The organism is Planctopirus hydrillae, assembly GCF_001707835.1.
Lineage (GTDB): Bacteria > Planctomycetota > Planctomycetia > Planctomycetales > Planctomycetaceae > Planctopirus > Planctopirus hydrillae.
In genome coordinates this window covers 35,678-47,985 of record NZ_LYDR01000072.1, presented here as the reverse complement: position 1 = coordinate 47,985, position 12,308 = coordinate 35,678, and the positions used below count along the sequence as shown (strand labels likewise).

9 protein-coding genes are annotated in these 12,308 nt (G+C 53.1%); 2 read left to right on the top strand and 7 right to left on the bottom strand.

What is annotated here, in order from left to right:
• Nucleotides 1-192: 192 nt before the first annotated feature.
• Entirely contained in the window at nucleotides 193-948 is a 756-nt protein-coding gene (locus A6X21_RS10475) for an FHA domain-containing protein (RefSeq protein WP_165603755.1), read from the bottom strand.
• A 531-nt stretch (nucleotides 949-1,479) separates the two neighbouring features.
• Here A6X21_RS10475 and A6X21_RS10470 point away from each other — a divergent pair.
• Entirely contained in the window at nucleotides 1,480-2,271 is a 792-nt protein-coding gene (locus A6X21_RS10470; RefSeq protein ID WP_068847719.1) for an MBL fold metallo-hydrolase, read from the top strand.
• A 344-nt stretch (nucleotides 2,272-2,615) separates the two neighbouring features.
• Here A6X21_RS10470 and A6X21_RS10465 read toward each other — a convergent pair whose 3' ends face one another.
• The 3 genes from A6X21_RS10465 to A6X21_RS10455 form a co-directional block, all read right to left on the bottom strand.
• A complete protein-coding gene (locus A6X21_RS10465) occupies nucleotides 2,616-3,383 on the bottom strand; it encodes a hypothetical protein (RefSeq protein WP_068847718.1) in 768 nt (255 codons plus the stop codon).
• A gap of 256 nt (nucleotides 3,384-3,639) precedes the next feature.
• Nucleotides 3,640-4,911: a hypothetical protein gene (locus A6X21_RS10460; protein WP_068847717.1), complete on the bottom strand. Its 1,272-nt coding sequence runs from the start codon at nucleotides 4,909-4,911 to the stop codon at nucleotides 3,640-3,642.
• 16 nt (nucleotides 4,912-4,927) lie between these two features.
• Nucleotides 4,928-5,647, bottom strand: a complete 720-nt coding sequence (locus A6X21_RS10455; RefSeq protein ID WP_068847716.1) for an SDR family oxidoreductase — start codon at nucleotides 5,645-5,647, stop codon at nucleotides 4,928-4,930.
• A 99-nt stretch (nucleotides 5,648-5,746) separates the two neighbouring features.
• On the opposite strand from A6X21_RS10455, the gene A6X21_RS10450 reads away from it, so the two are divergent.
• On the top strand, nucleotides 5,747-6,565 hold the full coding sequence (locus tag A6X21_RS10450) for an IclR family transcriptional regulator (protein WP_068847715.1): 819 nt from the start codon (nucleotides 5,747-5,749) through the stop codon (nucleotides 6,563-6,565).
• A 33-nt stretch (nucleotides 6,566-6,598) separates the two neighbouring features.
• Here the strand turns inward: A6X21_RS10450 and A6X21_RS10445 are convergent, their stop codons facing one another.
• The 3 genes from A6X21_RS10445 to A6X21_RS10435 all read right to left on the bottom strand — a co-directional run bounded on the left by A6X21_RS10445 (nucleotide 6,599) and on the right by A6X21_RS10435 (nucleotide 12,141).
• Entirely contained in the window at nucleotides 6,599-8,116 is a 1,518-nt protein-coding gene (locus A6X21_RS10445) for a DUF1501 domain-containing protein (RefSeq protein WP_083233537.1), read from the bottom strand.
• 69 nt (nucleotides 8,117-8,185) lie between these two features.
• A complete protein-coding gene (locus tag A6X21_RS10440; RefSeq protein ID WP_240490233.1) occupies nucleotides 8,186-8,812 on the bottom strand; it encodes a hypothetical protein in 627 nt (208 codons plus the stop codon).
• A gap of 182 nt (nucleotides 8,813-8,994) precedes the next feature.
• Nucleotides 8,995-12,141, bottom strand: coding sequence for a PSD1 and planctomycete cytochrome C domain-containing protein (locus tag A6X21_RS10435; protein WP_068847713.1), 3,147 nt, complete (start codon nucleotides 12,139-12,141; stop codon nucleotides 8,995-8,997).
• Nucleotides 12,142-12,308 lie beyond the last annotated feature (167 nt).

The following is a 12,308-nucleotide window of genomic DNA, read 5'->3' as shown; positions in this document are numbered from 1 at the left end:
CATAAACACTTGTTTTCACAACTAATCGACCATACTGCAAAGCCTACGCTCAGGCAAGCGCCGAATTGAGACAGGCAACCAGGCTCTGTGCGTCCGGCGAGCACTCGCCAGCCAGCGCCCGCACATAACGAAAACAGCCGAGACCTTTTTCCAGGTCTCGGCTGCAAAACCTCTTCGATCGCAAACTGATTGCTAGGCCGAAGCCCTGAGTGCTGCAGCACTTTCCCCCAGATGATTGAGCAGACTTTCAATCCTGGCTTCCAGTTCTCGCTGGGCAGCGCGAGTTCGCTCATCGAGGTCAACTCGAAGATCATGGAGGTCAGATTCCGGATGTCCAACTTCATCGATCCCCGCTGCCCGATGAGTCTCCACTGGCAACTCGTCAGCCATTTCGAGCGCATTGGCCGCTGGCTCACGCTGTGAAGAAAGCGCCGCACGCAAGAGGGCCTGCACACCTTGCGGAGGCAAGGATCCTGGAGAATCTTCCAGACGCTCGTTTGATGAAGTCTCGCCGCTGGTTTTCCAGTTCATCAGTTCAAACAGCTCGCGGATTTCCTGTTCAAGCAAATCTCGAGAAACAGCCGCATTTTCAACTTGCGTCGCTGGTTCGCGATTGGTCTGCAACGTGACGGACCAGACCTCGCCACCGAACTGCAACCGATCGCCGTCTCTCAAGGCTCGTCGACGATAGGGGCGACCATCAATCATCACGACGGAAGAAAACTCCGTCGCTTCGATCCAGGCAGCTCCACCATCCAGACGAATCCTGGCAGCAAAATCAGCCACTGCGGGATCAGGGATCACCAGATCGCAGAACTCGGCTCTGCCAATGACGAACTCATCCTCGTCAATGGCAACTTCACGAGTGCCAAAATTCAGGAGAATGCGAGACACCCGAATCGGTTCAACCTGGGGCTGGGCCAGCAGGCTGGTGAGCATGGAATTCATCGAGATAACTCCAACGTCCTGTTGGCGGGAATGGCTGATGGCACTGGCAATCAATCGGCCAGTGTAAAGTGACAACTCCTCAGCCATTCAGAAAATCGGTTCGCCATCGCACCCGACTCCATGCCCGTCTCAGACAAATCGCGGAGACCACCTGCAGAATTTGCCGCACAATCCCTGCGATTGGTAATCTGATCCGGTCGCGCAGACTCGACAGGCAAGAACCGGGGCTCTTTTCACACCTTCAGGCAAACTGCAGAGAGTTTCCGGGATAGGTGGTGCGATCCTGCAGTCTTACTCTCAAATCTTTTGGTCGCTCATGAAACCATCACGAAAGTTCCAGACCGCGACTCTCCAGACGACTTCTGTGCAGTACGTGGAAGACTTTCTGACAATCATTCAGAAATATGCAAATTTTTTGAGGGGAATCAAAACTTCATCCTTCACTCACTTCGACTTGGTGAGCAGCCTGCCTAGAATCTGACAGATGCTCTGAAAGTGAACGGGCTTTCCGATTCTGAAAACAGGTGTGGCATGCTGGCTCGACGAGAACTTTTTCCGAATATCCTCGAAATGAACTACCAGTTCCGACAGCGAATGGGCTGCTCGGTCTATGTCGTTCACGATGCCGGCGAATGGGCCTTGATTGATATTGGTTTCGAAGACAGCACCGACGAAATCATCGATGCCATCCGACAGATGGATTTTGCCCTGTCTCAGTGCCGCTACCTGATCTGCACCCATGCGGATGTTGATCACATCCAGGGAATGAAGCGGGCGAAAGAACTCATGCCTCAAGCCCGACTGGTGGCTCATCCCCATGCCAGGCTACTCATGGAAAAAGCCGATCGAATCGAAACCTACGCGGAAATCAGCGCTCAGGGAATTTCCATCGATTTGAGCCCCATCCCTGTGGATGAATCGATCGATGAAGGGGATGTCCTCACGGTGGGGAACTTGAAACTCAAAGTCTGGAGCACTCCGGGCCACGCCAATGGCCAGCTCGCCTTTGAAATGGGCCCCTATCTCTTCTCAGGCGACAATATCTATCGCGATGGTGGTGTCGGCAATATCGATGCCCACCATGGGTCCGACCTTGTCGAATTCATCAAATCGCTCGAACGCATTCGCGATTCGAAGATCGAATGGCTCCTCCCCAGCCACGGCCCGGTCTTCCGCAAGCAGCCAGCCCACATTCAGAAGACGATTGACCGCCTGAAATCTTACCTCAACCTCGCCGACTTCGGCACCTGCGCCACAGGCTGGCCACTCCTCCAGGAATGGGAAGAAGAGCTCATCCACGGCTTCGACCCCACCCAGGCATAAGTCATTTTAAAAATTGTAATGTAAAATCGTGTGCCACTGCTGGCTCGCCAGCAGTGCTCCTGCCTATCGGCCAACTGAGCTCACGAAGTCGCCGCTACTTTCTCTTGGACAACTCCGCACGTTCGCGAAAGAAAAACCTCTCCCGAACAGGAACTTCATACAGCACTCACGCGAGGCGCGAAGTTTGCAAAGAAAATAAATAGATCACCAATCGAAGAACGGACAATCGATTCAGTTGTATGGTCGCGCCGAGCATTTCCAGTCTCGTTTCATTTGAAGCAAACTAGCTAGTATCTCGATGTTGATCTCCCACCCCACTTCTCAAACGGCGGCTATGAGACAACTCAAGGTGCTGCCTGCTCGAATGCCGAGACTCTAACAAACTTATACCGATATATGACTGTCTCGATATCGTTTGTCTTTTGGCTGGATGTCGAGCGGCTAATCAGCACATACTTATCGTCTGGAAGCACTAGCTCTGCCGTGGTTTTATCTGTACCCAGAAGCAGACTCCATAGCGGTTCGTTATGGTCATCCTCAGGGTGTAGACGAAACGGCTCACCTTGAAGATGGGATGTACTGACAAGAAGATCCGCTCTAACTTTTCCCATCTCCATCGCCGTCAACTTGACCCTGTAAGTCTCGCCTACAAATTGCCAGATGTGACTATCTTCCTCCTCGTCGAGTCGACGTCGATGGATCGTCCCCTCATTGTCCACCCTCGCAAAATGCCCACTACTCTCGTGGCAATGAACTCCTTTGCTGGTTACTAATCTGGAATGCCTATAAAGCAGTATACTTGACGAACCGCGCAAGGTATCAATTTGGCCGACCATGTCATCAGGAAGTTCCCCCTTCAAATCGCAGTTGGTATCCACGCATAAAAAATCGACTGTAAAAAGCGACCCTTTTGCCGATGGGTGCCAAGGTAAGAACTCAGGTTTATCAGAACAGTAGACCAGCCTGACACTGTCAAATCTCAGTATGTCTGATTTTGCTGGAACTGGAAGTTCGGCCGCTTGCGATTCCGCGATCCAGTAACCAATCGTGAACAAGAAGATCAAGCGACATGCAACTCTGGTAGTCAACCTCCTATCTGTCGCCTGATTCATACGCAGTTTTCCCAATTAAAAGTGGTTAGGACAATATACGAAAGAGTTTCACCTTCACCACATGTGAGAATCAATCGAATAATACTTCTATTTCGGGATGGTAAAACGCATGTTTGACAAATAGAAAGCATTCTCTGCACATCACGCCAGAATCTCGCGGATCACATTCCCTTCCACGTCTGTCAGCCGGAAGTCGCGGCCTTGGGAGCGAAAACTTGCATCATTCCTTGGCACAAGCCGGTGGGCTTAACGGTTCCTATTCTGCCTTCGCGGCTTTGACTTCACTTAAATGATTGCGATTATTCCGCAGGATTGGCGGCTCAGGAGGCTGCCAGCCTCTCGGCGCATTGACAACAACCACCGGCTTTCCCGAATTGTCGTCGATCAGCAGATTATCGGCGATCGTTCCGCCGCGTGAATGTCTCCAGCAGTGGATCGCCAATCCTCCACTCTTGATCACATTTCCTATAACCTCATAGCCATCGAGATTGAAGTTTGGTTCGATCGCTGTCACGGCTGTTTCAATGTGATTCTGGTGGCACCTCACATTTCGCAACGATCCGCGAAAGGATGGATGACCAAGCAGATGGCCCGCACCTCGGGGATTGATCGTGCGTGTGCGAACGATCTCGATGTCCTCCGCGTCGAATGACTCGCCGGGTCCGGTCTTTCCTCCCGGAAGAAACTCCCCCGTATGGTGGCCGTAGCACATCACAGAACGATTGGAATTTGTCATCGTAATCCCTTCCACCACAACATGTTGAACTCGCCCGTGTACCAGAACGCAGGAGTTGATGTTCTTCACGAGAAAACCAGGCTGCACATTTCGTGAAGAATTCATGTCGATTGTCCCTTTGCCGAAGAGACGAACATTTTGGATAGTCTCCTGCTGTTGGCCGTGTCCGATCCGAATCCCATAGGCCTCCGGTCCGTCGTACGTGATGAACCACCGGCTTCCTTTGTTATGACCTGTGGTGCTGCCAAAACGGATCGTGACCCCTTTTGCAAGCTCCTGCCAATCGCCGGTAATTGGGATTCGCTGATGGGGAGTCTCCCGGAACGCGGTCGTCGTTTTGGCTTTCTCAAAATGACCGTCCGGGTTGTCGACGCTGTCGAAAACACCCCAGGCAAAGGTATCCACCGAACCATCTGAACCTTCGCCATCAATATCGATGGTGAATATACAGGGTTGAACGAGGTCAAATTCCCCACCCACTTCGAGGTCGTCCAGTTTTTTCCCCGCATCCTGGTCGGTAGTGATCTCGGGTCGTGCTTCCAGACGGGTTTCGCCGTCCGCCAACTTGAGAATCGCACCTTCCCGCAATTCGATTTCCAGGGGTTTATCGATATAGAGCATCGCGCGATGCCTCGCTAAGCCATGCTGGTGCAGCCCGGGAAGGAATACGATTCGGTCACCTGGAGACGCACGATCTGCGATGTTTTGAGGTTGGTCGCCGGGTTGCACCAGCAGTTCCGCCGCCATGAGCGGATTGAAAAGACACAAGCACAGCATCAGCAGGCGAATCATAGGGGGAGAACCTTCACTAGAGTTGTGAAATCGGCTGTACCATTGGCCAGAGTGTGATTTCTTCGGCAACCAGATGTGGAGGAAGTTCCGAAATGTGCACCACAAGCCGCCCCAGATCGTCGGGCGAAATACAAAGAGCTTCGACGTCGGCACCACGCGAAGGAAGGTTCGCCGAATCGGTGAATTCCGTCTGTCCCCATGACGGCAGAATCGATGTGACACGCACGCCATGCGGTCGCATTTCAGTCAACAGGCAGCGGGTGAACATCAACAACCCTGCTTTGGCTGCGGAATAGACGCTCCAACCGCCCCACGCATGCTTCGAGCAGACACTCCCGATATTCACAATCAGTCCGTCACCCTGCTCTTGCATGATGGCTGCGGCCCGACGACTGCCGAGCATGGCACCGATCAGGTTGCTCGAAACACTCCGATGCATGTCATCGTCCGACTGTTCGCTGACCGGAGCGATCCGCACACCCTCTCCGGCATTATTAACAAGAACATCCAGCCGACCGGTCGTCGACAGCACGCTGTCAATGAGTCGATCCCACCCCACGCTGTCGGTGGCATCGGCCACAAACGCTTCTGCTCCGATTCGATGAGCGGCCGATTCCAGAGAGGTCAAATCCCGACCCGTGATCCAGACATGATGGCCTGCATTTACAAAGGCCTCCGCAATGCCGGAGCCATAGCCTCTGGAGCCGCCGGTGACGATAACAGATTTCACTTTCATGGGTCGCAACCAATATCACTAGGGAGTTTCTTGACTCTCTATTGAAACCCGATCACGATTTGTTTGCAATATGAAACAGGATTTTATGGGACAAACATAATGTCGAAAAACGACAACGACTCCACAAACCCTTTATTCCGGTACAAAGTTCCTATTCTGGATCGAGCACTCGATCTTTTGGAGACCTTGTCGAAACATCCCGAGGGGGTGACCCTCACATCTTTGACGGCGTCTCTGGGAATGCCGAAGAACTCCGTATTCCGCATCCTCTCCACGCTAACTCTGCGCGGCTACGTCGACCGAGACGAGGAGGCCAAGGTTTATCGGCTGAACCGGAAGCTGCTTTCCATCAGCTACGGAGCCATCGGTGGGCAACGGTTGCTGGAGGTGGCTTCACCCATCCTGCGTGCCCTGCGCGATGCCACTGGCGAGACGGCGCTCCTAGGGACTGTCTCAGGACGCCAGGGGGTCGTACTCGATCAGTTCCCCTCATCCCACCCGGTGAAAGTGGTCGTGGAAATCGGACATGCCTTTCCACTGCATTCCGCTGCTCCCGCGAAGGCGATTCTGGCTTTCCTTCCGGAATCGTTACAAGCCCCCTTGATCTCCAGTATCACATGGACTCGTTATACACCAAACACTCTGACCACTATCAAAGCTTACAAGGCAGAACTGGCAACGGTTCGTCAACAAGGATTTGCTGTTGACCGTTGTGAACAAAGCGAGGCGTATGCTTGTGTGGCGGCTCCCATTTTCGATTCCAGCAAGCAGGTAATCGCAGCAATCTGGATCAGTGGTCCCTGTGATCGCTTACCATTAACTCAACTGGCATCTGCGGGGTTGATCGTTCGGAAATACGCATTGAAGTTATCCCGCAACATGGGATTTCCTGATGACTCCGAGCATTCTTCTGATTGATTAATTCCATTTGCGTCTCGTCCGCAACCACCATCACGCCAGAATCTCGCGGATCACATTCCCTTCCACGTCTGTCAGCCGGAAGTCGCGGCCCTGTGAGCGGTAGGTGAGTCGCTCGTGGTTGATACCCAGAAGATGCAGAATCGTGGCGTTGAGATCATGGATATGCATCTTCTGATTCTCACTCACGATGTTATAGCTGAAGTCATCGGTCTCGCCATAGACGGTGCCGGGCTTCATACCGCCACCGGCGAACCACATCGTAAAGCAGCGCGGATGATGATCGCGACCATAGTTTTCTTTCGTCAACGTCCCCTGGCTGTAGATCGTGCGGCCAAACTCGCCACCCCAGACCACCAGCGTATCATCCAGCATCCCCCGCTGCTTCAGATCTTTAATGAGAGCTGCACAAGGTTGATCCGCCGATTTCACCAATTGACGGATCTGCCCCGGCAATCCCCCATGGTGATCCCAGCCCCGCAGAAAGATCTGTGTAAATCGCACACCACGTTCGGCCAGCCGACGTGCGAGCAGGCAGTTATAGGCAAAGGTGCCGGGTTCATGCACCTCGGGCCCGTACATCTCAAGCGTTTCTTTCGACTCATCCTTCAAATCGACAAGATCCGGCACAGAGGTCTGCATCCGGAAAGCCATCTCGTACTGGGCAATGCGGGCTGCAATTTCGGGATCACCCATTTCCTGCAGATGCTGCTGATTGAGTTCCGCCAGTCCATCGAGCATGGTCCGTCGAGACTGCGAACTGACACCTTTCGGATTGGATAAATAGAGGACCGGGTCACCATTGGAACGCAAGGCGACTCCCTGATGTTTTGTGGGCAAGAATCCGGAACCCCACAATCGCGAGAAGAGGGCCTGCGTCTGTGCACCGGCAGCAATCTTCGAGTGCAGAACCACGAATGCCGGTAAATCCTGGTTGGGACTACCAATACCATACGAAAGCCAGGCCCCCAGACTCGGTCGCCCGGGAAGTTCGCTCCCGGTCTGAATAAATGTAATCGCAGGATCATGATTGATCGCCTCGGTATACATCGTTTTGACAATCGTTAAATCGTCAACAACGCCAGCCAGATGTGGTAGCAACTCGCTGATATAGGTTCCGTTCTGCCCATGCTGATTGAACTTGAAAACCGAGGGCGCAATGGGAAACCGCGATTGTCCCGAGGTCATTGTCGTAATTCGCTGGCCATTCCGAATCGAATCGGGCAGGTCTTTATCAAACCAGTCGACCATCTTCGGCTTATAGTCGAACAGATCGAGTTGAGAAGGCCCATCCGCCATAAAGAGCCAGATCACCCGCTTGGCCTTTGGCGCATGATGCAGGCCGGGTAATGCCCCCAGCGATGAAAGATCTGGCGGAACGGCACTACTGACTTCAGGATTCGCTGCCAGTGCCGGCATCCCGGAAAATAACTGCGGATTCAGCAGCGAAGCCAAAGCCGCCCCACCGAGCCCTGCGGCAGATCGCTGGAAAAAGTACCGGCGAACCATCTGCTGCCGAAGCTGTTCGTAAACCATATTCTGAAGCGACATATTGGTCATCCAAAGGTAGATTTTCTCAGGGATCTGAATAGACACAGACGATTAGTTTGTATTTCCAAATCAGGGGCGAAACTCAGGTTCCAATTCATCAAAGATCTGCGCAAGTCGGGATTTCAATTCAGGAGCGACTCGTTCGATCCACGAAGTATCAATCAATCCAATCTGAATCATGTCTTCAACATGAACCTGGTCTCGCTTGCGAAACGAAGTCAGTTTCATCTGAATCAAGCCATCCAGATCCAGCACTTTGTAGGCTCCCGTCGAGACACTTAGCGTCACATCAGGAGCCGGTAAAAGGTATTCTTTTCGCACCTTCTCATTGGCTCGAACCACATGAACAGCTTCTTCAAAACTTGAGTCTGACCCATCAAGGAAAAAATCAATGGTCGCGGCATGCCGATAAATAAATCCGGCTGACTTGACCGCCTCGCCAGCCGCCACCAGATCTTCTTTTCTTAACAGGACATCGACATTTTTCGTAAACCGGACTGCGGCTGGCTGAATACGCGAAACCAAGTGAGCGACTGCATTTCCCCCAACGATTGCATAGGGTACACCTGCATTTTCCAGGGCCGATGTGAATCGCTCCAGCCGACGCTGAATTCCATCAATCGCATCCATGACACCTCCAAAATTAAACGGCTTAAGTGCTAAATTCATGGAGATGGCCTTGGTTGCATTGATCATCCTATGTTTCCCGCCGCCTGTGGCTGGGAAACATCAAACACAATTCATTAAGGGAAATCACCTTATCCTGTTTATGTCATACTCTTTGAATCAACTAACCCTGCACAGAACGATAACTTTACCAACATGCCTTATGCATCATAACGCACCAGCAAAGCCTCTTTTTTAGTTCAAAAAACTAACTACTCTTTCGTAATCGCCGCATCGAGATTCAGCATCAGATTGGCCACCATGGTATAGGCCGCCAGCTCCGGGGCTTCCATCTGTCCGGGTTTGGGAAGCGTGCCGACATTCAGCAGTTCTTCAGCGGCCTTACTATCCGCACGATAAATCTCCAGTTGTTTTTCGAGGACTCGCTCCAGGACTGCCAATTCATCCGCTTTCGCATTCCGGCTCAAGACGCGAAGGCAGGCAAAATTCAGCCTTTCAGCGGCAGTCTCTCCCCCTTGACTGATCATCTGCCCTGCCAGATGCCGGGCGGCTTCGACATACTGGTCATCATTCATCAGCGCCAACGCCTGGAGCGGTGTATTCGTCCTCGCCCTGCGGACTGTGCACGTCTCGCGGGATGGAGCATCAAATGTCGTCATCGAGGGTGGTGGAGCTGTCCGCTTCCAGAAGGTATAGAGGCTGCGACGAAAGAGCGACTCTCCTTGATCAGGGGTATATGTCCGCGTATTACTACTTTGAAATGCCACTGGCTCCCAGATTCCCGAGGGCTGATAAGGCCGCACGCTTTTTCCACCTTTTCGTTCCACGAGCAGTCCCGAGGTAAAGAGCACGCTGTCGCGGATGGTTTCGGCATCCAGCCGGAAGCGTGGACCACGGCCCAGCCACAGATTCTCAGGATCTTTTGCATAGAGCGCCGGAGTGACTTTAGATGACTGCCGATAAGCCTGAGACATCACGATCAGCTTCAAGAATTTCTTCTGATCCCAGCCAGATTCCATGAACTCGGAGGCCAGCCAGTCGAGCAGCTCCGGATGAGTCGGCCATTCAGCCTGTGATCCGAAATCGTTGCTCGATTTCACAATTCCAATACCGAAAACCTGCTGCCAGATCCGATTCACCGTCACTCGAGAAGTGAGTGGGTGTTCTCGCGAAACCAGCCACCTGGCCAGGCCCAGCCGGTTGCGTGGCAAGTCGTCAGGCATGGGTGGTAAGGCCGCTGGTGTCGCCCGCGTCACCTTCTCACCCGGCTTATCGTAAGCCCCTCGAATCAGCACAAAAGCCTCACGTGGCTGTGCCATATCTTCACTCACGAGCGTGGCTGGAATCTGTTTTTCGACACTATCAATTTCGCTTTGCAGCTTGGCAATCTGCCCATTCAGCGGTTCAAAGAGCTGGCGAGTTTCCGGATGCACATACTCGACAAAGTACTCGACGATCTGTTTCTGCTGGTTAGCATTCCGCTTGTCAGATTCGATCTTGATCAGCTTGGCGATATTGTCCGGAAGTGCCGGCTTCTTCTGTTGTTTCTGATAGTTTTCCCATGCGAGTAAAGAAGTGAACGATTCACCGTTCTGAAGTGTCAACGTGCGAATCCCGGCTTTATCCCAGTACACAGTTCCACCGAACTGTGTAAAGGCCCAGCCATTCAGCTTCGAGCCCGAAGCCAACCCCACATGCTGGGCATTGACAGAAACTCGTGTCCATTGTCCGACGGGTGGTAACGGTCCACCGTGTCGATGCCCCACGGTCCCTGCCTTGCCATAAGGGATCGCATCTTCGCCAAAGTAAACGCGATGCTCCCACGCACCGTCATTAAACTGGAGCATGATCGTCTTTGGCGGATTGGCAGGATCGAGATAGACATACGCGAAGAGCTCGTCTCCTTCACCAATCGCGAGTGGGGAACTCGCGCCGGTAAAGAAATGTTGATCCAGCCCCTCGGAGGTACGCGTGGATGCCAGATTTCCAGCGAGAACCGGGCCCTCAGCAGCCGTAATAAACTTCCATGACCCCGTGTTCGACTGGGGCTGGGCACCTGGCGGGAGAACATCATCGATCCAGATGTAGTCCCTGCGGGTCACAGTTAATGCATCAGCCGGGGCATCGAGCGATGGCTCGACATAGGGAGTCTCCTTGCGCATCTGCACCAGTTGCTGTTTTAAGGTCGCGATTTCTTTGTTGAGCTCCGCCATTCGAGCCTCTTGATCGGCCGTCGGCAATTTGAGGACAGGTGGTGGCAACAAAGCATTTCCATCCATGGCTCGATCACTCAAGCTGTTGAAGAAGGCATAGAGTGAGTAAAACTCCTTCTGGGAGATCGGGTCGAATTTATGGTCATGGCACGAAGCACATGTCAGCGTCAGACCCATCCAGACCGTCCCGACGGCATCTGTCCGATCAATGGCGTAGCGGACATACCATTCGGCATCGATGGCACCCCCTTCACTCGTCGTCACATTGCAGCGATTGAACCCAGTCGCCACCCGCTGATCGAGCGTCGGTGCGGGCAACAGATCTCCCGCCAGTTGATCAATCGTAAACTGGTCAAACGGAAGATTATTGTTGTACGCGTTGATGACCCACTCGCGGTAAGGCCAGAGCGAGCGTTCGTTATCCAGGTGCAGACCATGTGTATCACCATAGCGGGCCGCATCCAGCCAGTAGCGGGCCATGTGCTCTCCAAAACGCGGCGAAGCCAGCAGCCGATCGACCACTTTGCTATACGCATCCGGCGCTGGATCTGTCACAAAAGCCTCAACCTCTGCCGGTGTCGGTGGCAACCCTGTCAGGTCAAAAGTAACCCGCCGGATCAGCGTCACCCGATCGGCGTCATCGGCTAAGCTCAAACCTTCTTTTTCGAGGCGGGCTTGTAAAAACTGATCAATCGGAGTACGAACTCGACTGTCATTTTTGACAGCGGGAACAGCAGGCCTTTGAATCGGCAGGAACGACCAGTGCGCCTCATATTCCGCACCTTCACTGACCCACCGCTTGAGTGTTGCCAGTTGCTCGGGAGTCACGGTTTTGCCACTCTCAGGCGGTGGCATCTTGAGATCAGGATCATCTGAGAGGATCCGCGAGATGATCTCGCTGGCAGCGTGATCGCCCGGGACAATCGGCTTCACTCCAGAAGCAGTTTGCGCGACAGCCGCTTCCCGCTGATCCAGCCTCAGCCCGGCTTCCCGCTTCGCACTGTCCGGGCCATGACATTGAAAACAACTGTTCGACAGGATCGGACGAATATCCCGATTGAACTGCAGCTTTTCACTGTCACTGGCACTGGCAACCTGCGGAATGGTTGTTTCCAGAGCTGTTGCCAGACACACAGCCGCCAATAATCTGCCAGAAAGACTGATGCCGCGCAGGTCAAAAATCATAGGGGATGCTCTTTCAGGGATGAGGCACTCGGGGAAAACAGACTTCAAGTCGTGAAATCCCGTAAATGCACCTGTCAGCTTGATGTTTCAGCAGGCGGGAGATGATCGATCAGCGAGATCATCCGAACAGCGGACCAATCCATATTGCAGCATACGATTGTGGAATT